Source organism: Sphingobium sp. (genome assembly GCF_033795625.1).
Taxonomy (GTDB): domain Bacteria; phylum Pseudomonadota; class Alphaproteobacteria; order Sphingomonadales; family Sphingomonadaceae; genus Sphingobium.
In genome coordinates this window covers 1-22,011 of record NZ_JARYGI010000002.1, presented here as the reverse complement: position 1 = coordinate 22,011, position 22,011 = coordinate 1, and the positions used below count along the sequence as shown (strand labels likewise).

Here is a 22,011-nt window from a genome sequence, read left to right as displayed (position 1 = left end):
CCTCTCGCACAAGTGCCCGCTCTTCAGCGGCCCCGCGGCCTAGGCCGCTTTCCCCAACAGGTCCGCCCAGCGCTGGTAAAGACGCCGGCGTCGTCCGAGTTGCTCTGCCCTATTGTAAGCGGCCTCCACTTTATCCTTGGGCACATGCGCCAGCGCCCGATCGATGGCTGCGCGCTCGTCCGGAAATCTCTCGTTGAGGACGGTGGAGAAGCTAGCGCGCCAGCCGTGCGGAACGTGTCGGCCGGCGAAGCCTGCTCGAACATAGATCTCGCCGACCGCCGCCGAACCTAGTGGAAGGTTTTTCGCCCCGGCCCGAAAAACTAGTCCACCCCCGCCGGCTATTGCGCGCGCTGCGCGTAATACCTCTACCGCCTGCAGGCTGAGCGGCACCAGGTGCGCGAAGGAAGCATTGGCCTTCTTCGCCTTGGCGAGCTTCATGCGCGCCGCCGGCACGCGCCAGGTCGGCCGAAGCGGACCGATGAATGTGCCGTCCCAATCGATATCGTCGAACTCGTCCCAGGTGGCGCCGCGAAGCGCCGCCATGCGCACGGCCGTCAGCGCCAGGAATCGGGAGGCAAGTTTCACGATCGGCTTGGCGTCGACCAGCTCGGCCGCATCGAGGAGCGCGCGCACCTCGTCGAGATCTATGAGCGCTGGCTGGTGACGCTTGATCGCCGGCGGCTGAAGCGCCTTTGCGACGATAGTGGCGGGATCCTGCGTCGTCTCTCCTACGGAAATAGCATAGGCGAAGACGGCCGAGATCCGCTGGCGAAGGCGGCGCGCAGTCTCGACGCTGCCGCGTCCCTCGACCAGGCGCAACGCGCGGAGCACGTCGGGCGGCGTGATCGTGCCGATCGCCATGCTCCCGATCGATGGGAAGGCGTCGCGTACCAGGCTATCGAGAACGTCCTCGGCGTGGCGATCGGTCCATCGCGACCGATGATGTTGGTGCCAGGCACGCGCCATCGATTCGAACGTGCAAATTTGCACGTCTGCCCGCGTCGCGGGAGAAGCTGAAGGATCTTCGCCAAGGGCGAGACGATCGCGTGCCGCGGTGCAATGCTCCCGCGCTTCCGCAAGCGACAGGTCCGGCCAGCGACCGAACGTCAGCAGCTTCTCCTTGCCTTGATGCCGGTACTTCATGCGCCAAGCGCGAAGGCCGGTCGGCGCGACGTAAAGATGGAGGCCGCGCTCATCGAACATCTTATAGGCGCGCGCCATCGGCCGCGCGGATTTAACCGCTGCGTTACTGAGCATGAAAGCCTCGTTTAAGATTTGAGAGCTAGACTGAGGGAGGAAAACCTAAAGGACGACGGACAACCCCTCCGTCGAGGTGCAGCGAAAAGCCCGTGTTACAGGCGTTTTCGAGGGCGCTATTTTGTCCCCGTACCCCAAGCCATACCCCATGATTGAACATAGGCTCTTGACCGACTCGACCGAACTGTTCTCATTTCGTTCTTATGATGAGCACAACCAAACTGAAGCTCGCGAAGGAACGCGCTGCGCGCTATCGCGATATGCTTCCCACCCGCGCTCAATCCAACGATCCGGACAGCTTCACTGCTGAGGACCTGGACATCCTGATTCGCGCTGATGACCTGGTGGAGGCCATTTCGGCCGACGATCTCCGTCACAACATGACTGTCACGCTGATCGTCTACTATCGACGCTATTTGGACAAGCTCACCGGCAGGAAGCGACCTGAGCCCGATCAGACGGGCAAAATCGTGGAGCATCTGACGCGGGGCTGGGACGATTACATCATCGTCCGACCAAAGATCGGTTATCGCGGAGTTTCACCGCTGCAGGACTTCGTGGAGGATCTGCTCGGAACGGAGGGCGTGAAGCCGCTCGATTAAAGTTGAACCTCGCCCCGAGCTTGCAGCCGGGACGAGGATTTGGCGCCTACTCGACGGTTTTTTCGAGCCGCTTCTTCGCGAGCTTCTTGGCAATTGCATCGCGCAACATGGGCAGGACGATCGTGGCGATCTTACGTAACAGCTTACCGATATTCATGACGTGCTACTCCTCTTGGTGAAAGCGGCCGCCAGACGTTCGTCATAGCGGTTGGCTCGGTACGCCGAGCCATTGTATCCTTTGGCAAATGCAGCCCAATCGCCGCGCTGCAGGGCGCTCTTCAGGCCGCGGCCGCCGACGAAGCGGACGAACGCCTCGATCTGGTCGCCTTCGGACTGCGCCTGCTTCCATGCGAAGGACCAAGGATCGTTCGCGCCGCAGACAGCGAAGTTCTCGCCAAGGATCTGGAAGCCGCCGTAGCTGGCCGACATGAAGGCCGCGTTCACGTCCAGACCCACGGCGTCGAGCAGCTGCTCCCATCGGGCAGATTGCGATCCAGGATAGAGTTTCCTGTTCCAGCTCCTGGACGAGAGCCGCGGGTGCGAGGCGTCGTAGCGGTGGTTTGTGGATCGGCTGAAGCGGTGCGGCTCGAAAAGAATCGTGGGCCGCCCATCGATGAAAGGATCGCCCGACGATTCTACGTCGTAGATCGCCCAGATTTTGGCTGGTTCGACGCCTATGTGCGCGGCGGCCTCGTCTATGTCATCGGCAGTCACCGGCCAGTCTGGACCATCCGACAACGCCGCCAGCGTCGCCGCCCGGCATTTCGCTCCCCATCCAGGGAGGCCGGTGTCATAGCCAAGCGCGTTTAGCCGCCGCTGCAGCCCAGCGTGGTCCATATCACTCTCCATAAATGCAGTGGATGATCGGTCGCTGGCGACCGAGAGATCGATGCGCAGGCATCCAGTCGCTCGCGAGAGGATAGTTGCGATGAGCAGTGTATCATCGTAGATGAAGGGTGTGGCTCTAGCCGCGAATCTGGTAGGGCGTTTCGGGGGAAACCATGAAGAAGGTCGTTTTCGGTGCTATGCTTGCCTTCAAGATCGGAGGCATTGCGATGCTGGTGAACATCTTCATGGCAGCGCAAAGCACGCCCGTCGGCTCGCCAGCCCGTACAGAACTGGCGAGCGCTGAGCTGAGGAGCCCGGACTAAGGCGCTACGCCGGTCACCGCTTTGAAGACCGGGGGGCGATTAGCAACCGCTGCCGCAGTTGCGGTTATACCTGCATTCGTCGAAAAGCGGACAGACGTCGGAGATAGCACCTTGGCGACGCGCAGCACGCCTATTCCGGTGATCGTCAAATATGTGCCAGGCTTGATGCCGGTCGTGTCCGTGATCGTGGCATCGCGCTGGTTGTTCACGGTCGTGACGGTCGGTGTTCCAGAAGGCAGAGCACCGAACGTTCCGGGCGTCACGCAAACCCACTCCAAGGTGCCGCCTGCCGTGGGAGCTGTGTTGCGGACCCGATCGCCCTGGCCGAATGTACCCGTGGTGGGAACAGCTGCAGAAGTTCGCACACGCTGACCAGGCACGTTATTATTCGCGTCGATCAGCGCGCCCGACACTCCGCCGGAGATAGCGGTGCCGAATGACCCAGGGAAGATGGTGGTAAAGTTGATTGCAGGGTCTAGGAATTGATATCCGTCACCCCAGTCATTCTGCTGAACCTTGATCTGGCCGATCGCGCCAGCTGGAAACGCCGGGTTGGCGGTAATAGGGCAGTAGGGAGGGTTAGTGGGTGTTCCCTCATTCAGGCCGATATCTATTTCGCCGAACGAAGCGAGATTGCCAGCACTGAAGAACACATACCCATTGGTCGCCGAGGCTATGCTGTTGAAGCCATGCATCTTGCCGTTTTTCACACTCACCCGCCCGCAATACGCTTTGTGGCTGATGTGTACGGCCGCTGCATTAACGGTCGAGGTCAGCGTGCTGCGAACCTCACCAATGCTAAGCTCTTTGGCTGCCGCAAGGCTGCCGACGTTGACATAATGGTCGAAGCCAGAGCCATCGAAATAGAAATTGCCGATCCTGGCAGTATCCAATTGAGCGCCAGGGAGGCCAGCGCCGGCGTTGCCGACCCGAACTGCCGATGCACCTGAGCCGCCGGTTACATTGATGAAGCTGATGCTATCGCCCGTAGTAGCCTCTTTGACGGCCAGCCTAATTCCGTCGGCGCCCGCCGGCAGGTAGCTGTCCCGGATAATAATATCATCGACCGTCGCCGTGCCGCCGGACCGCTGGGTAATATCGACTGGAGGATACAGGCAATGCATGTCCCGGCCGCGCAGGCCGGTTACTCTGTAGTCACCTTCATTGGCGTTGTTAAGCGACACCAAGCCCATGCTCTTGACGTAAACTCGCGCGCCGGCGACCGTCGTAAGTGCATTCGTTCCCAAGGTGACTATGTTGTTCACATAGTCAGTAGCCTCGATCGTGTAGAACGCATCTACGCCGCCAGCGCCTGAGCCAGCTACGTACACGACCCGCTTATTTTCCTCATCATTCGGATGAACGTAAAACGCATCCGGCATGAGCAGCTGATTGGTGCCGACGGTGATGGAGCCGGTGCCCACTTCGTGAATGCCATCCAATTCAACAGAGTCGATGGTGACCTGGTTAGGGATCTCCTCGCCGTAGATCGCGGCCGTATCGAGCGTCGGAAACGGCCCTTCGACGGCGCGGTCGTGATCGCCAAATGACGAATGGTTGTTGACGAAGACGCCTCGCGCGCATCCTCCGACTGCAACGCCTTCGTCTTTGGTGAAGTGCGTTGTAGGAGCATCTACTCGAATGTCGCGGCTGCTAAGGGCAGGCGATCCCCGGAACATGATACCATAGGCGCTTATGCCGTTGGCAGTTGCGGACTTCTGGCCACCATAGCCGACGAGGCTTGTCTTGGGGCTCACATACTCAATATTCCAGCCGCCGACATGGGATAGGCCGTCATTAGGCGTACCATGCACGAAACAATCATTGAACTTGATGTTGTATGCATACTGAGTGCGTATCCCGAACATGCGCCATCGTTGCGCCGGCGATGGAAGCGCCTTCCAGTAGGTTCGGATGTGAGCATAAATCCTGACCTTTTCGAACGTGATGTCATGCACGAAGTCAGCAAGGGTGGCGCCACCCGGGCTCACGATGCAGGCGTCTTTGCTCGCGGCCCGCGGCAGAAAGCGCGTGCAGGTTTCAGGATCTCCGGCACCAATCTCATTTTCAAGCCATGCACGAGCCGCGCCAGCGCCGGGATAGGTATTGATGTCAGCGAGCAAGGTCGGATCGAATTCGAGCCGAGCGTCACCGACCGGACGCCATTCGACGTTCGAGGGTGTGCCGAGCCCCGGAATGGCGGCCGAGAAAGCGATACGGAATATGCCGTCGCTGTATTCGACGATACCGCCGCCTTTATATTTGCAAACGATGAGGGCGCTGCGAAATGCCGCAATATCATTGGTTGCTGCCGTTACGGCGGCGCGGATCGCAGTCTGATTGACAGGCGTCATCGCAGAGACGTCCGGGCAGTCTCCCTTAGCGCCAAAGGCACGAACATTGAAAACCGGCCCGATGATTTCGAACCACCTGCCACTCGCATCCTGGAACTTGCCCGGGTGCGCAGGCTGCGACGCGACAGGCTCGTACGATGCCCCACCGCCATCCCCAGGCGCGTAGTAGCCGGTTGTCTGAACCATCGTCACGTCAGCCGCGAAATAAACGCTGCTAGCCTGAAGGAAGGTTACTGAGCTGAGCCCTTGCTTCGTGAGAGAGCCGCGGGTGACGCCGCCAGCCCCGCCGGATTGTCTTCCCATGGCTTATGCCTCCGCGATCATGTTGGTTGCGGTGGTGCCGGTGGCGCGCACATGGCTGGCGCGCACTGCTATGTAGCTCGCGTCAGGCAGGTTCTTATAGGTGACATCGGCCGCGCCATCGACACCGCGCAAGGTGACATCGCCGCCTGTGCCGACATAAATGCCCTTCGGCACATCCGCCAGCGCGTTGACATCATGAGGAACGATGGCGAACGGTCGCCGGGAAGGATCCTCGACGCTGTCGGCGAAGGTTGCGAAACGGTCAGCCATGAGCTTCTCCCAATAAAAAAGGCGCCCGCGGCGCCTGTGAAATCTTGATGGTGGTTATGTTCAGCCGGTCCGCTGGAGTGTTGCCGTCATGTCATCGGGCACCTGCAGGTGGATCGGAAAAGCCGAACCGAGAATGTCAGCGACTTGCTTCAGCTCCGGGGCGCGGGGGTCGTCGCGGGCAACCTTGGCAACCAGGACGTGGATCGCGATGCGATGCGCCTCCAGCGCCTTACCCTGGGCCATTACCGTATCTTCGACTTTGCCGAGCCGCTCCTTCAGATCCTTCACCGCGGCCGCTTCCTCTTCATTCAGTTTTGCTTCGCGAGCATCGAGCTCCGCTTTTCGACTGCTGTTCCAGCCCGTAAGTTGCGTCCAAAGCCAGCTGACGCCGCCGCCGATCGCCACGAGGCCGCCGCCACCCAGCAGCCATTGAAGTGTACTGGTGGGCTGCTCAGCCATCGGAAGTGCCTCTCTATTGAAATCGTGCGCGCACGCCTGCCAAGCGATCGCCTGCGCAATCGCTCGGTGTTTTCGGTACCGGTGTCGATGAGGTTTCTAGGGTGCGATGACTCGCTTTAGAGACACGCTGTCGAGCGTCGCCCCGTTGGTGCTGTTCGTGCAGCCTAAGAACAGGGTCTCCGAAGTCGCGACGAACTGGCGCGTGATCTCGCTCCCATCAACGTTGAATTTGGGTTCCAGATACCGATTTGCCGTCCCGAAATAGCCGCCATCGGTACGGCCAGCCCCCAGCCCGAAGGTGCCCCTGTGCTTGAGTTCGTATCTTTCGCCGATCTCTAGAATATCCAGCCGCCGCTTGAACCGGGTGTTGGTAATGCCTGCCACGCCGCCCGTCTGCGCGCGCATCAAGCCGCCCCCGGCAGCGTCGCTCTCCCATTGCATTGAGCAACCTGGGTCGCTGTCGACATCCGTCCATGCACCGGAGTTGATGTTGAACATACCGTCCCTAATCATTTCCGGTCCGCGCGTGATGCCGGGCATATCGGGAACCTTGGGGTAGGTGACCTCTTGGATATTCAGAAGCATCTTGGCGATGTTGTCACGGTTGGCCCGGTATATCCGCCATAGGGGATATTGCCGCCTCTCAATACCATAGCCGACATGCTGATTATTGATGTTGACGATGAGGTCGCCGTCTTTCCTGACGTGAAGATACCCGTTCGTTTCATGAGTATATACGTCGATCTCAAACTCGTACTTCACCCCTTCGACAATCGCGTGGGCGGGATTTACGAGAGTGGAGGACTGGAACACGATTTCCTGCACGCCGCCGGTCGCGAGACCGTTTGCGTCATACGTCTGGACCTGATTGTAGACCCGGAAAATCGGCCGGGAGCCGCTGATATTCCATTCATAACTGAGGCGAAGGGGGCCGGACCCCTCAAACTCGTGCGTGCCCGGTAGTTTGAAGGCGTGTAATTCGAAGAAGTTCAACCAGTTAGATGAATCGACAGCCGCGCAACCGGACAAGAAGACGACCTGAAACTTTGTATGGAATATCCGGTCCCCATTCGGCATCGGGTCGATCCAGCCGTCGAGCCCGATGCGATTTACCAATAGGCTATCGCCATAAGGGCGGTCGCCGGGGCGTACCTCGAACTGCACCCATCCGGGTTCCCCGAGATAGCGGGCGTACTGGACGTTATATGGCTTTTTGGGACGACCGTCGTAAATGGTCTCTCGCGTGTTCACCCGGTTGCCGGTGAGGACGAGGAATTCCTGTCCTGCAATGGTGTAGGTTCTTCGCAACTGCTGCCTCGGAGGCCCGAGCATTCTCATCGCGGGCATCGGGTCACGCCTTAATAGTGAAGGCGAGGCCGGAAATCCCGACATCGATGGTAGCGGGTGCAACCAATTTGATGAGCGAGCCTGCGGGTATGATGGTGTCGCCGCTCCCGGCCGTGGCGAAGGTGAACACGCCCGCAGGCGATATGGTGACAGTGCCCACCGCCGTCCCGGTCGTGGGTGACAATGAACCGCCTACCCGCAATGTCAGGACATAATTGGCCACCGGGACGGTATGGACGAAGCCCACCGATCCAGGCATCCCCGCTTTGAGCGTGAACGCGGTCGCCACGACGCAGAAGTCCACAACCTCGCTGGGATCGGGCGAGCTCATGAACCTGAAAGCGATGTCGTAGGTGGCCCCCAGCAATCCACTATCAATTACCGTGTCTAGCTTTCCCACCATTTCGGCGATCAGATCGGCTAGTTGGTCGGGTGAATAGCTCATGCGACTGGCCCCTGCGGGTCGTTGGGCGTGACCACTTCGATCTCGTAGGTTTCTCCCGCCTCGTGGTCGATCTGCGCTTCCAGGTCGGCAACGGTCACGACGGAGTACCGGCCCTTGTCCGTGCCGTCAGCATATCTGATGATTGCCTGGATCATTGCCTATCTCCGCTGCCGCGTTACTTCGATTTCTGTGCCGGCCTTGGCTGTAAACGTCCCCACCCCAGTCGGATTGTATCCCAGCTTGAAGGTGTGAGTTCCGGCCTGCGCGGCGATTACGCGCGCGACCACTGGAAGCGTCAGGGAGGAAGCCGTGTCGCGGTCGCTGTTTAGCTGCATGGGTTGCCGCCTGAGGTCATAGGCCGAGCCGCCGGGCGGAATGTGCTGCACTATGATATTGCCGGTAAGATCGTTGGTCGTGAACAGCGAAAACGCCCCAACGACTTTCAGTAGCTCGCCAGCCGCTACACCAGGAACGCTCAGGGTGAGAGGGAAGTTGTCCACGGTCTTCGTCATCGGCACATCGCTTGGAAGCGACACCCAATAGGGGTAATTAACCGAGTTGAACGCGATACTGTCGGTCGTAACCGATCCGAATTCCAGATTCTCGACGTAGACATCGCTCAGGATGAGACGGTTATCGAGACCGTAGCGCAGAATGAAGCGCGCGTTGCCACCATCGGGGTCGACGATCTCCAAAGTATCGGCCGCCATTTGAAGCGTTCCGAGTCCCTCGCCGGTCAGAAGGTTGCGAACCCCTGTCACTTTGCCGTTGCTGTTCTGAGCGGTCAGTGCCCACACCGCGTTGCCATCGGTATCGACGGAACGGAGGAAATCGACAAAGGTAGTCACGCCGCCCACGGTGACGCCCAGCTGCTCGACCAGCTGCCGCAGCGTCGCGCCTCCTGGAAGCTTCAGGATATCGTCCGCCTGCGCACGCCAGGTGCCGTCGCGCAACGCCTCCTCTGCGATAGTCAGCGAGTTGCGGATCATGCCGTCGACAACTTCCTGCGCCCCGTCATGCAGGTCGGTCAGCTGCCCCTCGATAACCGTGATTTTGCCGCGGCCAGTGATGACGTTGGCAAAAAGCGTGGCATTTCCGTCGATGGTGCCTACCCGGTAGCTAATTCGCACGTCGTAAGCGGTCTCGCTCTCCAAGGGCGAAATGACATGCCTGACCGGCTCTATGGCCGAGAGGATTGCGGAATTGGTCCACGTCTCCACGCCGGATTTGCGGTAATCGATGATTACTGCATCGGCTGAAGGCATTTCGCTCGTGCCTAATACCACAAGCGCCGGGAAACCTTCCCCCGAAGTGACGCCCGAAACGGTCCAGCTGGTTTGCAAGGGGGCGGTAGGCTTAAGGTCGGGCGCCGTCAGCGAAAACGGCGATGGCGGTGTCGTGCTTTGCCCTAGCGCGTATGCGTGCTTCGAGTATGTCTCTGTTTCGCCTGCAAAGCTTACCTTCCCGGAAGCTGGATCCGGCGCACGCCTAGTGATGAGAACTGGCTGATTCACCAGCCCCTCAGTGGGCACGTTCAGATAGACCACATCGCCCGTCTTCAACCCGGCAAACTCCGGGCCGGTAGTCCATGTGAAGGGACCGGCCTCCCGACTGTTGACGATCACATAGGCGGCGAGCTGGCCCGGCTGTGTCGCAACCTCACCTTCAAACACCTGGACGAGCGGGAAATCGACTTCCTTTGTGCGTTGTCCACGATCAGCTGTGATGAACTGCGATACCGAGATTGCCGACCCGCTGATCGTCGCCCAGTCGCTTGCCTCGTCGATATAACGGGGGATGACCGTGTTTATCCGGTCGCGCCGGCTCTTGGTCGAAGGGAAGCGGAATTGGTCAAGGAGATGGTGTGTTTCGATCGTCGCGATCGCCGTACGGGGCATGCTGACCAGGCAACCGATCATCGCGCCGGTCTTCGTTGGTACCGCGCCGCCAGCCTGCAGGATCCTCTTGAAAGTGTCCCACTTGCTATCGGTGGTCCACTCGACACCTCCGACCTTCCAGCCATTGGCGTCGCAGACGTTCGCGCATTCTACAAATTCATGGACGCGGACGTTAGCAATGGGCGCGCCTATCCCACAGGTGCGCTTGCCGTTCTCCCATCGGCCAAGTGCCCAGGTTAAGGCATGAAGGCCAGGGTTCTGGCTCCAAACATAGCTGCTCTCCACCAATGGGCGGCATGATCCGCTCCCGCCAGGATGGGTGCTGTCCAGCCGGGGGTCGTAAACCTTGACCCACTTCCCGACCCACGCCGGTTCTGGAGGCCCTGCACCGAATAGCTCGCCCTGTTTGTTGAAACGTAGGCCCCACATGGCGTGGGTCATGCCGGACAGACGGTGCGCTGCGGTCCAGCCGGGCGCTGTGCCTCCGTTGAGGCTTACGTTGAGGCCACTCGCCTGTGGGCCGCCCAGGTGGACCTTCTGCGACATATAATTCGCAAAGCGGCCCACGGCATGACCGGAGCCGTTGAACGTTACAACCTCGTTATCGACCGTGAATTTCTCGATGCCCTCGATCTGGCCGCCAATCGACAGCAGCGCACCGAACCAGAGCAGGTCGTCGAACTTTGTGTATCCCGGCGATGTGTTCGTCTTGGCAAATATGCGCAGCCCGGACATCCTGGTCCGCCCCATCGCGTAAGGAAGCCCTGACTGCGGATTGGTGGCGAACGTGGTGGCATTACCGCCGATGCCAGGCTTGGGGGTGGCGAGTGCCGCCCCTAGGCTGAGCGCGGCCGCTCCCAAGGACGCGAACGTGCCGATCGTGGATATAGTGGCCACTGACATTCCGAGCACCGTTCCGCCCGCGCTGGCAGCCGCGGTGCCAAGTAGACCTGCGCCAGCTGCGGCCCCGATGCCGGTGGCAACGAGAGCTACGGCGCCGACAACGAGTGCGGCGGTTCTCAGGGCCTTCGCCATTATAGCACCGACCAAGCGCGCAAGATATTATGCGGCTGCAGAGTCACCAAGCCGGGGTGGTCCTGATGGAAACCGAATAGGTTACCATTGCTCGTGTAGATGCCGATCGTGCCGATCGGGCTATCGCCCTCGATCTGAGCCAGGTCCCCAAGCAACATGCGCGAATAGGGAATTTCGGTAAGGCCCAGGCTTTCGATCAGTTCGGGCAAGGTGGTGACGCCGAACTTCTTGATGGCCCGCTGCGCGCCAAGAGCGCTGGTGTAGCTGCCCCCTCTCGAGATGCTGATTTTGTGACCAAGCTGCTTGAGGTGAAATGCGCCGACCCGGGCACAATCCACCTTTCCCCAAGCGAAAGGCCGGTCGCGATATTTCGCCATCGTCGCCTCGATGGCGGCATGGCGGCGCTCGAGCGGCGTCTTCATCGGAAGATCTGCTTGAGGACAGCAGAAGTGGACGGTTTGCTCGCCGCGGGCGGCTTGGATCCCCAATAGAGATTGACGTCGGTGCCGGTCATGAAGTCCAGGCCGAGCTCACCAGGGAAAATCGACTGGTGATAGCCGTTGGATGCGCGCTGGCCTTCCTCGGTCTCGAATAGGCGCTCGAACACGCTGACGATGCTATAGCTCACTGATCGCTGACCGCTCTCTTCGAGTGTCACCGTCGGGACATCGATCTCCCCCAGGAACATCGGCTCCGGTGTGCCCAGGACCGATCCGGATATCGGATCGACCGCCCCAAGCATGAGGTTGACTGTGGATCCCTGCATGTCGGGATGCGACAGTGCGGCGGTGGCGCTCAGATCGGGCGGAAAAAGGCTGAGCGTGATCTCAGGCGCACTATCGCCAAGCTCTTCCTCGATCTCGGAGATTGAATCGATCGTGCCGAAGGTGGGATCTATGCCGATATAGGTTTCGCCGCCAAAATTCAGCTGCGCGGATCCATCCAGCAGACGGAGGGTGTAGCCGGGAAATTCGATCTTCACGGCGCCGAACATCCACGGAGCCGGTTGGGCCAGTGCGGCTTTCAAGGTTGCGTCCAAGGGAACCCCCAACAAAAAGGCGACCCGCAGGCCGCCCCATCAGCATTCGATTGTGATCGTGCCCTCAGGCGCGTTCGGTGATCGTGAAGTCCGGCAGCTGCACGTAAGGCAGCTGAAGAATGTCGTATTCGAACTGAGCGTCGAGCCAGCCCTCGATCTTGGGCGCGGCGATTTCCACCACGTCGTTAACAAACAGTCCTGTCCGGATCATCGGCCACACGCTCGCATTGATGGTGCCGCCAGCGCTCACGTTGGCGTCGGCCCCGAAGATATGGACGTAGCGCTGCCCAGAGTGGATTATGGACAGGTACTGCCCGGCCTTAACCCCATATCCTGCCGACATCCCCTTCAGGGGCAGCGTCGTTCCCGCCGTCACACTCGCCGATAGCAGCGGTGCTCCCGGATCCCCGACATCAATGTCCTGCGGAATCGCCATCACGGCGCCGCGGTCAACGCCCTGTGCGAGTGCCGCCACCCAACGACGCGCAAGTTCTGCCGCCATCGGCGGCATAGAAAAGCGCATTGCCCAACGCGTGCCGAGCCGGTTGATCCGCTGTGTAGGACCGCCGAGAAAAGGCGTCAGGATCCCGCCGAACGAAAGCTGCATCGGCTTCGCGTTGCGGACACCGGGCGACGCCGGCAGTATGATCGATGCCACTAACGTATTGTCCCTCGTGCCCTACGTGCAGCGCCTGCGTCGGCCTTGTTCGCCGCTGCGCCGATTAAGGCGGGCGCGGTCGTGGACATCACTTGCGCGGAAACTCTGCCGGAGATCCCGGTGACACGCGCCTCGAACAGCCCGCCCTCGCCTATCTCGATCCTGACCACCCCACCGCCCTGAGTGGCAGCAGCTGCAGCGGCTGTTGCGCGCGAGGCGGAAGGAGCGCGAAAATTGCCGCTGCGCAAAGCGGCAAGATCATGATTGGGAATGATGTTTCCATTCCCCGGCGCGGTGAAGAGCTCCGGGCCGTTTTCCCCGACCAGATAGGTCTTGCCGCTGGCGACCGGACCGCCCCCTGCCCTGGCGCCGGCGAATTTGGTAAAGGCACCGCCCATGACGATATCGCCACCGCCGCCACCAACGCCGCCACCGATTCCGCCGAAGATGCTGCCCAGGGACTTTGCCAGCGCATTTACGATCGTCTGCTGGATGGCAATGCGGATCAGGTCGCCTATAATCTGTTGTGCAACGTTCTTGAAAACATCGCCAAACGATTTGGCGTGAAGGATTGCGTCAGTGAGCCCGTCAGTCAGGCTTTCCAGTCCACGAACTTTGATCTCGGCTATGCTGTCGTCCAGATTGTTGGCGACGTCAGCGATTTCGCGTCTATACCTTTCGAGCGGGCCTTCATTCTGCTGGTCAACTTGCGCCCGCTGGCCCGCCTCAATGGCAGGCCGTGCGGCTAGGTCAGTGCGCGCCTGTCCCTTAGCACCATCGCTCGACTTCGGATCGTCTAGGACCTGCTGAAGGCGGAGCCGAGCTTGCTCCTGTTCCTTCGCGAGGATCTGTTCCGCCAGGCGGCGGCGCTCGGCCGTCGTCTTGGCCAGATCCTGCTGAATCTGCAGAAGCGCGATATCGGCCGTTAGGCTGCGGTCCTGTGCTTGCGCCTGGTCGGCAATGGTCTGGGACTGCCGCTCGACCTGGACATTCTGCAGGCGTTGAGCACGGGTGCGTTCGTTTAGGTCGAGAAGATGATCTGCCTCGGCTTGGGTAATTTTCCCCTGCGCCTGCTGAAGCCCGATCTTGGTCTTTTGCGCATCCGCCTCCGCGTCGATGTCCTCGCGGATCAACGCATCGCGCGCGGTCTCGCTCGCGGTCGTGCGCGCAGTGGCATCGAGGAGCTTATGACGGGCTTGGCGTTCTGCCTCAGTGAAGGAGACGTCGTCAGCCAGGACCTGCTGCCGAGCAGTTTCCTGACGCTTGGCCAGTGACTCGGGGCTCGCCTTGCTCCTGCCGAACGCAACATGGAAGTGGTCGTTGTGATCTTTGTCGCCCGGGCCGAGTAGCTCCTTCAGGGTTATGCCCTGCCCTTCAAGGAACTTGCGGACGTCGGCCTTCGAGGTGGAGCCCATGCCGCCCTTGGGCACGAAGTCTACCGCTTCGCCCTTGTAGTGGTAGGAACCAGGAACATGCTTTCCGCCGGTCGTCGACGTGATGGTGCCGCCGAATTCGCCCTTGAGAAGGCCGCCGACGTCGTTCGCTGTCAACCGGCCGTTGCGCCTGTCGCTCTCGCTATGACGTTCCGCTGACTTTTCGTCCTGTACCTTCTTCAGCGCGGCCTTGCGCTGCTGCTCGATCGTAGTCAGCGTCTTGGTGAGGCTGGCGGTAAGCCGATCATTGGCGCTGGCCGCGGCCTTCGCCCTATCGACCATCTCATCGTATTTCTTATTTACCGCGGCAATCGGATCCACAGCGGCTTGCGCGGCATCGATGGCGATCGGGATCTGAGCATCGCGTATGCCCTGGCGTGTTGCCGCGATATCAGCATTGATCTTCTTGAGACGGCTCTCCAGCGCGGCGACACGTCGGGCAGCCTCCTGAGCCGCGTAGAGGTTCGCCTGAGCGCCTTCGGGATCATCGAGCGCGCTAGGGTTGCGGACGCGATCTTCCGCCTTTTTCGCCCGCTCACGCGCCGTGGCGAGCTCACGCTCGAGCGCATTCTTGCTGGTTTCTTCAGCTTTCAGCGCGGACCGTGAAGAGTCCAGCTTTTCTCGCGCGAGCTGACGCTGGCTCTTAATCCCTTCCGCTAGTTCCTTGTTCAGTTCGCGCTGCGCGGCAATCTGGCCTTCCAGGGTCCTCGTGAACGCAGCATGCGCCTGGCGGCTGATTTCGGCCTCACGGCCATCCTCCCTGAGCTTTTCAACCGCCTTGCCAAGGGCATCGTTGCCTTCCAGCAATTTGCCAACGAACGGCGTCAACACTACCAGTGCCGTCGTGATCCCAAGCCCCCATGGGCCGCCCAGGAAGCCAAGGAACCCTTTGGCTCCGTCGGTCATGAGGCCGAGCGCCTGGATAACCTGTCCAGACTGCTGGGCAAATATGATCATTGCCGGCGTCCCGGCTGCAAACCCTACCGCGACGTCGTTAGCCTGGTAACTAAGTTGCTGGAACGCCGCACGCTGCTGGCCGCTGACGACGATGCCGTTGCGCTGATGGCCGTCGAGGACTTGCTGAGCATTACCGGCGGCGCGAAGCTCGATCTGAAGGCGCTCCAATGCGCCGGCGTCCTTTTCCAATGCTGCGGCGTGCAGGTTTGCCTTGGTCCGCGCTGCCTCGGCCGCCTGAATGAAGATCTGGTTTTCGCGCGTGAGCTCGCTTTCGGATCCTGCGGCACGTTTCGCAGCATCTGCCACCAGACCGATAGCTGCCGCCTGCTTCCGCGCATTTTCGGCAGCTACTCTGGCCGCGCCGGCGCCAAGATCGATATCGCCGCTTTTCAGCCGTGGTCCTTCAATCGCCTGTGCTGCGATCTTCTGGATCGTGGTGAAGCTGGCCTGAAATTCCTTCTCGACTGATTTCAGCGAGTTGGTGAGGTTTCCAGTGTTCAGACCTGAAAAGCGCTGCTCCAGCTTGTTGAGCTTCTGCTCTACGGCCTGGTCGAAGTCGCCGACCGCTACCTCGGCCTGTTTCATCTGGCCACGGAGAAGCTCCGTCGTGGCATCCACGCGGATCAGCAGGCTCTTTACGTCATCTGCCACACGGTGCTCCCGAACGAACGACGCCGCGAGCTTGCGCGGGCGGCGTCAGTTTTCTTGGCTGCAGTTCAGTTCTTCCCACACTTCGAAGGCGGTCCAGAACTCATGCGGGGTGCTTGCCCACCACTCTGCTGGGCGCCAGCCCAATGCAGCATTGGCGAGGCCGGTCAGGCGGCGTCGGGAGGCGTCCCCGTCTCCATCGTCGCCGCCTTCGCTTCCCCCTTGGCGGAATATCCCCCGGTTGCAGCGAGCGAGAGCAGGCCAGCAACGGTGGCGAGCGCTTCGCGGATGCCGCCATCGCTTTCGAGAATCAGCTCAGCGATACGATCCGCTCGAGCGCCCTTCGCGCCGATGCTGCCGGTGTCACGGCCCCAAGCGCGAATGCATTGGCATGCAATCTGCGCAGTCTCGCCCAGGGTCAAGGAGCCGGACAGCGCCTCACGCGCGAGCAGAAGCAATCCTTTGCCCGTCTCACGCTCGAAGGCGGTGATCGCCTCGAAGCTCGGTCGGAGGCCCATCTCGCCGCCATCGATGCGTAGCGAAAGTTCTCCGCGCGCCTGTTCCGGCGCGCGGGCCGCTTCGAACTCCATCACTTCAACTCGTCGATCGTGGGAGCCGCTGCCAAGCTGAGCTGGAAGGTGCTCTTCACAACGTCGTTCTTGCCGAAGTCGGTATCGAAATTGCCGACATACATCGACGCTTCAAACACGACGTCGTCAGTGTCGCCGGCTGAGCCGCCCTTCCGAATCTGGAACCCGACAGGCACAGTTCCCTTAGATACGGTCTCAAGGCGGCCATATCCGGTCGCATCAGGCAGGTTAGGGTAGTTCTCCGAATCCAGGGTGAGCGACTTCAGCCCCGGTGCCTGGGTGCCATAAGGAAAGTCGTCCTTCGTTGACGTATCGATGGTCTGTGCTTGCCTGTTGACCTTGGTGGACGTGCCACCCTTGATCTCGTTGTACGTGCCGGCGACAGCGCTCTCGATCCACAGCCGATAGTCGTTACCAAGTAGCTTGGTCATTTTTCACTCCTATGTGTATATCCCGCAACCGTGCGGGGCGGTCAGGCGGCGAACGCCAGAATTTCAAAGCGGCTTTCGCCGACGTAGCCGTCGCCCTCAGGCGTCAGCACTGCACTCGAGCCGACGAACGTGAAGCTGAGCTTCCAGCCGTTTTCCTGAAGGCGCGCGCCGTCGAGCCTGGTCTCGACTGCATTCATCAAGTCCAGGAGCGGCTTTCGCTCTTCCGCCTCGGTGACGGTGATGACCGTCAACGCTACGCGCCTGTCAGGATCATCCTTCCCGCCGATCGGCGTCGCTTCGATATCGCCGATGATGATCACGGGCGGATCTGTGTCTTCCGGCACATGCTGGAAAACCGGAGCCCCAATGTCACCGCCGGCGCTGAGCGTGGCGTAGCTGGCCTTTTCGACCGCGTCGGACGCGCTAACCATCGTTGCCCCCCGACAACCGCTTCAGAATGCGGTCCCACACGCCACGAAGACGATTTGCTATAAGCGCACGTGCGTCCGTGCGCGGGCCGCTGATGAAGCGCTTCGCGGCGATCCCCCGCACCCTCATGAGGTAGCGGGAGACTTTGCCGCTTGGTGCCCGACGCACCGCTTTTACGACCTGCGCGCGCCGGCCGAGATCAAGGATGCGGCCGTAGAACACGCTGCGGCGTTCTGCCGGCGGACCGATGATGCCGATCTTGGCGGAAAGTGTCTGCTTTAGGACCTTGGTGCGGATCGCATTCTGCAGCGCACCTTTACGGCGTGGCGTCTCGCGCAAAACCGCCTTCTGAATATCGGCGCTGCCATCTTCCAGCACCTCGGCCATTTCGGAGCGGGCGGCATCCGGCAAGTTGCGAAACAGGCGCTTTATCGTGTCTGTCCCTTCCAGCTTCCGCCGACGCGCCATCAGGTGGGCACGCCCGTCTCAGCGGTAAGCTCCAGGCGATCTCGATTGCCGTAAGGATCGTCGGAACTGCGGATGTTCCAGATCCTCCCGCTGCGCAGCTCTACAATCCGATGAAGGGGCGAGACGTCGGCCCGGTACCGGATGATGAAGCGCGCCGTGGAAACTGAGCGAACAATGCTTTCGCGCGTAATTTCATCGCCTCGAAGGGGAACCTTCTTGGCCCAGACGGCGACCAGCGGCGTCCAGGCGGTCGTAAAGCCTCCCCGTCCATTGGGCCCACGCGTCTCTGCTTCAATCCGGACACGAAGGCGAAGCTCTTCGCTGGCGAGCGGCTTCATGTGCTTAGCCCCAGATCCGGTCGTTGATAAGCAGCATTGGCAGATCGACAGCGCTCCCGTCGAAGCGACCGCGGATCGCCAACAGCAGCGCCAGCCCGATCGACGCCGGCAACGTCGCGTATCCGACCTGCAGCTGCACCGAGATTGCGCCGCGGGCATTACGGGCACTTGGCCAAGCAGCGCCGAAGCGCGGCCGAATACCGCGCTCTAACCCGGCCCCGAAGAGCTCATAGGTGTTCGCGGCGACGATTTGCGGCGATCCCGCGATATCGTCATAGTTGATCGAAACGACCGACGACACCGGCCCCACCTGAAGGTGCATAAGATCATCGAAGGAATCGGCACGGACCTCTACGACCTGATTGCCCAAGCGTGTGCTGGTGAGCCGCTCAATATCCGCCACGGCCGCATCCATGTATGCCTGGATCTCGGCATCGAGCTCGGAGCCGTCGACGCGGACGAACAACTTCACTGTCTCAAGATTCATCACGGCCGCGACGGGGGCAGTAACTGTGACAGGCTCGCTGAGCATCTTTATGCCTCCGGGGCGTCGCAATATTCGGCGAACCCAGCATCCACGAGGCGCTGCGCCTCAGATGGCTCGCCTTCCGGCCCCGGCGTGGCATCGAACAGGTGCTTGTCGCCGTTGGACAGGCAGATTTCTGGCCCTGTCAGCCCGGTTTTCATCAGTAACCAGGCGCAACCCTGCATCGCCTTTTCGGGTGCATACTTCGGGCCATCCACGGGGGCAGACGGTGCCGGCTGTTGCGCGAGCGGTGCCTCTGCGGGAGTGACTGCCGGGTGAGCAGGCGCAGCTGAAGGAGCGCGGGCGCGCGCTGGTCGATTCGACATGCTGAGAACTCCCATTGAAGAAACCGGGAGGCGAGCCGACGCCCGCCCCCTGATATCGTTTACGCCAGCTTCAGATGCTTGATGGCGGCGGAGTCCATGAGCTCGCCGTCGTACCGGATCAGGCCAGCGAGGCCGATCTTTGGCCAGAAGCGCTCCCGGACCGTCCCAATGAGCGGGCTACCCACCTTGCGAACCCAATAGCGGCCGAAGTCGCCAAAGAGCACGGCGCGAGCACCAGTTGCGATCGCTGCAAGGTCATCGTTGATTGAATAAGGCTTATCGAGCAGCACTGCTGGCGCGCCGATGCGGATATCGCCCATCTGCCACAGGAAATTGCCCTGACCATCCTTCAGTTTGCGCAGTGCCAACAGGGTCGTGTCGGCGAACATCCAGCGGCACTTTGGGCTGCGGCGATAGGCGGCGTTGACCGAGTGTTGCAGGTTGAACATTTCGTCAGCCGCGATCGCCGTGGCGCTCGCTGCGGTCACACCCAAGCTGGATGCGGTGGCGATGCCGTTGGGCTGGCTCGCGCCAGTCCCGGTCGTGAGACGCAAGTTCGCGCGTCGGCCGAGGCGTTCGCCCAAGGCTTCAGCGAGGAATTCCTCGAGATTGAAGACCGAGTCCTGCATCAGCTCGAAGCTGATCTTTACCCAAGGCGTCGCATCGACGTATGCATCGAGGCGCTTCTGCCCAAACGTCAGGTCACCGCTGTTGTCGTCGGTGACGTCGGCACCTTCCGCGAGCGAGGATGCCGAACCCGCCGTGTCATCGTTCGTCGGGATGTCGAATTCGTTGCCGGAACCGGTGACGATTTCGCGTACGATGTTGCCATCGTACATCGGGCCCCAGTCCTTCATCGACTTGATGATCTCGCGAGCCAGCTCGACCGGCACGGTGTAGCCGCCGGCAGCGGCAGTGCCCGCGACCTGGGTACGAATTTCTGCGTCATAGCCGCGGCGCAGCAGCTGGCGCTGTTCGGCATCGAGGGCGGAGACATCGCAACCGGAACGACAGAATGCGTCGAAGGCAGAGCGATATTCCGCTGCTGCACCCTCGTTGCCATTGCCACCGCCGTTGCCCCCGGGATCCTGGCCGCGCGTTTCGCCGTCCGGACCGATCGGACGATTCTTGGCGCGCCGCTCTTCCTCGTCCTTTTCGATCTTGGCGAGGCGCTCTTCGCGAACAATGTCCTTCTCGAGCTTGTCGAATTCGCCCATGATCGTGTCATGGCGCTGCTCCAGCTCGGCCGTGCGGCTTTCGTCAGTGTTGGCGGTGATGGCGTTAAGAGCGTCGCGGGCCTGGGTAACCAGGGTGCCCCGCTTCTCCTGCAGTTCGGTCAATGTGGGCATGTCATACTCCTGGACATGAAAAAGCCCGCCAGTGGCGGGCAGCAAAAGGCGAGAAGCGGGATGCTCCGAGCCAGGTCCGGCTAGGCCGGGATTTCAGCGGATATTGCGCTCGATCTGCTCCAGGCGTGCGCGGCGCTGCGCGTTGCGCGTCACGAGGCAGGCGTTGCATGTCCCGTCCCGCTCGTTGCGCACGTGCTCCAGCGAGCGCAGGCCGACCGTGGTGTCGGGATAGGCAGGGAACGCTGTGTAAGTGATCTCGTAAAGATCCGCCTCGATGATAGTGCGGTGTGGCGGGTCTACCGTCTCATCCCATTCCTGCTTGCGCGTCACGAAGCCGAACGACATGCCGGGGATATCGCCGCGATCGATCTGCACGGCCAGATCTCGCCCGTCGCTGGTATCGGGCAACTCATTTTCGAAGGCGAGGCCCTTGCTGTCCTCACGGAGCGTCAATGTACCGGCATCTTTCCGGCCGACCACGCGGCCGCTGTCATGGCTATGCAGTGCGACCACGTCGCGCTCGGCGAGCGACTTCGTGAAAGCACCTGGCGCGATAGTTTCACGCCAGTAACCGCCGATATCGGTCTCGCTGTTGAACAACGCCGCATAGCCACTTGCGGTGCGAGCATCGCCATCGACTGCGGCAGCGCGCACCTCGAGCCCAAGCGACACCGCACGCGTCTCGCGCCCATCACTCTTCGGTGGTTTTGTCGCCGGCATCGCCAGTATCTCCATCGTTCTTGTCGGGCTTCAGGATCGGCTGCGTCCCCAGCGGTACCGTCGCGCCCTGGATATAGAGGACGTCGCCTTTCGGCTTGGGTGGACGATTTTCGAGTGCCCGGGCCTCGTTGGGCGTGATCTGGCCCGTTTGGATGCCACGGGCGAGACCCTCCGTGCGGCTCTTGAAGTCGCCACGCTGCAGGCCGTCGAGATTATGTTTTACCTGTTGGCTGCGCCGGCGCTGGCCGAACAATTTCAGGTTGAGCTCGTCTTCGAAGCCCTTGGCATGCTGCCCGATATTGTGTTTCACCAGGTGAAGATCTTGCTGCTCGGTGTTGCTGAGCGTTCCGGTGCTTAGATCCTGAAGGAAAACGGGCGGAAGACCGTACAGGCGGCCAATCTCCTGAAGCTGAAAAAGCCGCGCCTCCGTCATCTGACCCTTTGCAGGGTCGAAGCCGATTTGCTTCAGTGCGTGCCCCGGCGGCATTCCGAAGAATGGCGTTCCCGCCTTCTTCGCCATGTCGATAGCACGTTGGATGTCGCTCTGGGCGCGCTTGAAAGCGTCGAGTCCCTGCGGCATTGGTCCTTCCAGCGCTAGCGGTGGCACGCCGCCGCCGGCGAAAAATGTGCCGGCAAAATCGGCCATGGCTATAGCCAGACCAATTGCCTTCTTGCCCTTTGCGATCGGCCCATAGGCATCCAGCTGGTTTGGCTTTAACATGTATGTGACGTCTATTACGTCGGCCGCCGGATATTCCTTGTTGTCGAAGCGGTAGATCTTCCGGCCGCTCTGACGGCGTACCGAGGTGCGCGAGGGATCCATGGGCCAGAGAGCGACGGCCTTGTTGCCGGCGCGCTCGATCCAGGTAACGCCGCGGCCGCCGGTAAAAACCTGCTGCCATGGACTTGTAACGGTTTTGCGCCGGTCACCTGAGCGATTAGAGCTCGCAACAGGAGACCGACGAGATGATCAAGCAT

At 61.0% G+C, this 22,011-nt stretch carries 24 protein-coding genes and 1 pseudogene; 2 read left to right on the top strand and 23 right to left on the bottom strand.

Features of this window, described 5'->3' with window-relative positions; translation table 11 throughout:
• Window positions 1–39 precede the first annotated feature (39 nt).
• Window positions 40–1,257, bottom strand: a complete 1,218-nt coding sequence (locus QHC67_RS01270) for a tyrosine-type recombinase/integrase (protein ID WP_319290116.1) — start codon at window positions 1,255–1,257, stop codon at window positions 40–42.
• Between the two features lie 206 nt (window positions 1,258–1,463).
• Here QHC67_RS01270 and QHC67_RS01265 point away from each other — a divergent pair, with 206 nt between their 5' ends.
• Window positions 1,464–1,859, top strand: coding sequence for a hypothetical protein (locus QHC67_RS01265; protein WP_319290114.1), 396 nt, complete (start codon window positions 1,464–1,466; stop codon window positions 1,857–1,859).
• 153 nt (window positions 1,860–2,012) lie between these two features.
• Here the strand turns inward: QHC67_RS01265 and QHC67_RS01260 are convergent, their stop codons facing one another.
• Window positions 2,013–2,696: an N-acetylmuramidase family protein gene (locus QHC67_RS01260; RefSeq protein ID WP_319290112.1), complete on the bottom strand. Its 684-nt coding sequence runs from the start codon at window positions 2,694–2,696 to the stop codon at window positions 2,013–2,015.
• Window positions 2,697–2,860: 164 nt separating this feature from the next.
• Between QHC67_RS01260 and QHC67_RS01255 the strand changes: the two genes are divergently transcribed.
• Window positions 2,861–3,010, top strand: coding sequence for a hypothetical protein (locus QHC67_RS01255; protein ID WP_319290110.1), 150 nt, complete (start codon window positions 2,861–2,863; stop codon window positions 3,008–3,010).
• On the opposite strand, the gene QHC67_RS01250 is transcribed toward QHC67_RS01255, so the two are convergent.
• From QHC67_RS01250 to QHC67_RS01150, 21 genes and pseudogenes are all read right to left on the bottom strand, one after another.
• Window positions 3,007–5,556, bottom strand: coding sequence for a hypothetical protein (locus QHC67_RS01250; protein WP_319290108.1), 2,550 nt, complete (start codon window positions 5,554–5,556; stop codon window positions 3,007–3,009). The two genes, QHC67_RS01255 and QHC67_RS01250, sit on opposite strands and share 4 nt — an antisense overlap.
• A 114-nt stretch (window positions 5,557–5,670) precedes the next feature.
• Window positions 5,671–5,937 carry a spike base protein, RCAP_Rcc01079 family gene (locus QHC67_RS01245; RefSeq protein ID WP_319290106.1) on the bottom strand — a complete coding sequence of 89 codons (267 nt, stop codon included), beginning with the start codon at window positions 5,935–5,937 and terminating at the stop codon, window positions 5,671–5,673.
• 60 nt (window positions 5,938–5,997) lie between these two features.
• Complete coding sequence (locus tag QHC67_RS01240; protein ID WP_319290104.1) at window positions 5,998–6,396, bottom strand: hypothetical protein; 399 nt, start codon at window positions 6,394–6,396, stop codon at window positions 5,998–6,000.
• 96 nt (window positions 6,397–6,492) lie between these two features.
• Complete coding sequence (locus tag QHC67_RS01235; protein WP_319290102.1) at window positions 6,493–7,788, bottom strand: hypothetical protein; 1,296 nt, start codon at window positions 7,786–7,788, stop codon at window positions 6,493–6,495.
• Complete coding sequence (locus QHC67_RS01230) at window positions 7,748–8,188, bottom strand: hypothetical protein (RefSeq protein WP_319290100.1); 441 nt, start codon at window positions 8,186–8,188, stop codon at window positions 7,748–7,750. Before QHC67_RS01230 ends, QHC67_RS01235 begins: the two co-directional genes overlap by 41 nt.
• Window positions 8,185–8,343 carry a hypothetical protein gene (locus QHC67_RS01225; RefSeq protein WP_319290098.1) on the bottom strand — a complete coding sequence of 53 codons (159 nt, stop codon included), beginning with the start codon at window positions 8,341–8,343 and terminating at the stop codon, window positions 8,185–8,187. Before QHC67_RS01225 ends, QHC67_RS01230 begins: the two co-directional genes overlap by 4 nt.
• Before the next feature lie 3 nt (window positions 8,344–8,346).
• Window positions 8,347–11,121 (bottom strand): hypothetical protein, encoded by a 2,775-nt coding sequence (locus QHC67_RS01220; RefSeq protein WP_319290096.1) that lies wholly within the window; start codon window positions 11,119–11,121, stop codon window positions 8,347–8,349.
• Entirely contained in the window at window positions 11,121–11,543 is a 423-nt protein-coding gene (locus QHC67_RS01215; RefSeq protein ID WP_319290093.1) for a DUF6950 family protein, read from the bottom strand. The genes QHC67_RS01220 and QHC67_RS01215 overlap by 1 nt, the downstream gene beginning before the upstream one ends.
• Window positions 11,540–12,148: a hypothetical protein gene (locus QHC67_RS01210; RefSeq protein ID WP_319290091.1), complete on the bottom strand. Its 609-nt coding sequence runs from the start codon at window positions 12,146–12,148 to the stop codon at window positions 11,540–11,542. The genes QHC67_RS01215 and QHC67_RS01210 overlap by 4 nt, the downstream gene beginning before the upstream one ends.
• A gap of 76 nt (window positions 12,149–12,224) precedes the next feature.
• Entirely contained in the window at window positions 12,225–12,767 is a 543-nt protein-coding gene (locus QHC67_RS01205) for a hypothetical protein (protein ID WP_319290089.1), read from the bottom strand.
• Window positions 12,768–12,817: 50 nt separating this feature from the next.
• Window positions 12,818–15,859, bottom strand: a complete 3,042-nt coding sequence (locus tag QHC67_RS01200; RefSeq protein ID WP_319290087.1) for a phage tail length tape measure family protein — start codon at window positions 15,857–15,859, stop codon at window positions 12,818–12,820.
• A gap of 164 nt (window positions 15,860–16,023) precedes the next feature.
• Window positions 16,024–16,446: a GTA-gp10 family protein gene (locus QHC67_RS01195; RefSeq protein ID WP_319290085.1), complete on the bottom strand. Its 423-nt coding sequence runs from the start codon at window positions 16,444–16,446 to the stop codon at window positions 16,024–16,026.
• Window positions 16,446–16,877 carry a phage tail tube protein gene (locus QHC67_RS01190; protein ID WP_319290083.1) on the bottom strand — a complete coding sequence of 144 codons (432 nt, stop codon included), beginning with the start codon at window positions 16,875–16,877 and terminating at the stop codon, window positions 16,446–16,448. The genes QHC67_RS01195 and QHC67_RS01190 overlap by 1 nt, the downstream gene beginning before the upstream one ends.
• Before the next feature lie 41 nt (window positions 16,878–16,918).
• Window positions 16,919–17,308 (bottom strand): tail completion protein gp17, encoded by a 390-nt coding sequence (locus QHC67_RS01185; protein WP_319290080.1) that lies wholly within the window; start codon window positions 17,306–17,308, stop codon window positions 16,919–16,921.
• Entirely contained in the window at window positions 17,301–17,774 is a 474-nt protein-coding gene (locus QHC67_RS01180; RefSeq protein ID WP_413818465.1) for an HK97 gp10 family phage protein, read from the bottom strand. Before QHC67_RS01180 ends, QHC67_RS01185 begins: the two co-directional genes overlap by 8 nt.
• Entirely contained in the window at window positions 17,774–18,112 is a 339-nt protein-coding gene (locus tag QHC67_RS01175; RefSeq protein WP_319290076.1) for a phage head closure protein, read from the bottom strand. Before QHC67_RS01175 ends, QHC67_RS01180 begins: the two co-directional genes overlap by 1 nt.
• A 4-nt stretch (window positions 18,113–18,116) precedes the next feature.
• Window positions 18,117–18,644, bottom strand: a complete 528-nt coding sequence (locus QHC67_RS01170) for a head-tail connector protein (protein ID WP_319290074.1) — start codon at window positions 18,642–18,644, stop codon at window positions 18,117–18,119.
• A 2-nt stretch (window positions 18,645–18,646) separates the two neighbouring features.
• Window positions 18,647–18,964 carry a hypothetical protein gene (locus tag QHC67_RS01165; protein ID WP_319290072.1) on the bottom strand — a complete coding sequence of 106 codons (318 nt, stop codon included), beginning with the start codon at window positions 18,962–18,964 and terminating at the stop codon, window positions 18,647–18,649.
• Window positions 18,965–19,023: 59 nt separating this feature from the next.
• Window positions 19,024–20,313, bottom strand: coding sequence for a phage major capsid protein (locus QHC67_RS01160; protein ID WP_319290070.1), 1,290 nt, complete (start codon window positions 20,311–20,313; stop codon window positions 19,024–19,026).
• 93 nt (window positions 20,314–20,406) lie between these two features.
• A complete protein-coding gene (locus QHC67_RS01155) occupies window positions 20,407–21,033 on the bottom strand; it encodes an HK97 family phage prohead protease (RefSeq protein WP_319290068.1) in 627 nt (208 codons plus the stop codon).
• Window positions 21,005–21,919: pseudogene (locus tag QHC67_RS01150) on the bottom strand (phage portal protein); the annotation flags it as partial. The gene QHC67_RS01155 and the pseudogene QHC67_RS01150, both read right to left, overlap by 29 nt.
• Between the last annotated feature and the right edge of the window lie 92 nt (window positions 21,920–22,011).

Bases quoted from the DNA above. Each gene is read 5' to 3' on its own strand.
- QHC67_RS01270 (WP_319290116.1), bottom strand. From the start codon at position 1,257: ATGCTCAGTAACGCAGCGGTTAAATCCGCGCGGCCGATGGCGCGCGCC.
- QHC67_RS01265 (WP_319290114.1), top strand. From the start codon at position 1,464: ATGAGCACAACCAAACTGAAGCTCGCGAAGGAACGCGCTGCGCGCTAT.
- QHC67_RS01260 (WP_319290112.1), bottom strand. From the start codon at position 2,696: ATGGACCACGCTGGGCTGCAGCGGCGGCTAAACGCGCTTGGCTATGAC.
- QHC67_RS01255 (WP_319290110.1), top strand. From the start codon at position 2,861: ATGAAGAAGGTCGTTTTCGGTGCTATGCTTGCCTTCAAGATCGGAGGC.
- QHC67_RS01245 (WP_319290106.1), bottom strand. From the start codon at position 5,937: ATGGCTGACCGTTTCGCAACCTTCGCCGACAGCGTCGAGGATCCTTCC.
- QHC67_RS01240 (WP_319290104.1), bottom strand. From the start codon at position 6,396: ATGGCTGAGCAGCCCACCAGTACACTTCAATGGCTGCTGGGTGGCGGC.
- QHC67_RS01235 (WP_319290102.1), bottom strand. From the start codon at position 7,788: ATGTCGGGATTTCCGGCCTCGCCTTCACTATTAAGGCGTGACCCGATG.
- QHC67_RS01230 (WP_319290100.1), bottom strand. From the start codon at position 8,188: ATGAGCTATTCACCCGACCAACTAGCCGATCTGATCGCCGAAATGGTG.
- QHC67_RS01225 (WP_319290098.1), bottom strand. From the start codon at position 8,343: ATGATCCAGGCAATCATCAGATATGCTGACGGCACGGACAAGGGCCGG.
- QHC67_RS01220 (WP_319290096.1), bottom strand. From the start codon at position 11,121: ATGGCGAAGGCCCTGAGAACCGCCGCACTCGTTGTCGGCGCCGTAGCT.
- QHC67_RS01215 (WP_319290093.1), bottom strand. From the start codon at position 11,543: ATGAAGACGCCGCTCGAGCGCCGCCATGCCGCCATCGAGGCGACGATG.
- QHC67_RS01205 (WP_319290089.1), bottom strand. From the start codon at position 12,767: ATGCAGCTTTCGTTCGGCGGGATCCTGACGCCTTTTCTCGGCGGTCCT.
- QHC67_RS01195 (WP_319290085.1), bottom strand. From the start codon at position 16,446: ATGGAGTTCGAAGCGGCCCGCGCGCCGGAACAGGCGCGCGGAGAACTT.
- QHC67_RS01190 (WP_319290083.1), bottom strand. From the start codon at position 16,877: ATGACCAAGCTACTTGGTAACGACTATCGGCTGTGGATCGAGAGCGCT.
- QHC67_RS01185 (WP_319290080.1), bottom strand. From the start codon at position 17,308: ATGGTTAGCGCGTCCGACGCGGTCGAAAAGGCCAGCTACGCCACGCTC.
- QHC67_RS01180 (WP_413818465.1), bottom strand. From the start codon at position 17,774: ATGGCGCGTCGGCGGAAGCTGGAAGGGACAGACACGATAAAGCGCCTG.
- QHC67_RS01175 (WP_319290076.1), bottom strand. From the start codon at position 18,112: ATGAAGCCGCTCGCCAGCGAAGAGCTTCGCCTTCGTGTCCGGATTGAA.
- QHC67_RS01170 (WP_319290074.1), bottom strand. From the start codon at position 18,644: ATGCTCAGCGAGCCTGTCACAGTTACTGCCCCCGTCGCGGCCGTGATG.
- QHC67_RS01165 (WP_319290072.1), bottom strand. From the start codon at position 18,964: ATGTCGAATCGACCAGCGCGCGCCCGCGCTCCTTCAGCTGCGCCTGCT.
- QHC67_RS01160 (WP_319290070.1), bottom strand. From the start codon at position 20,313: ATGCCCACATTGACCGAACTGCAGGAGAAGCGGGGCACCCTGGTTACC.
- QHC67_RS01155 (WP_319290068.1), bottom strand. From the start codon at position 21,033: ATGCCGGCGACAAAACCACCGAAGAGTGATGGGCGCGAGACGCGTGCG.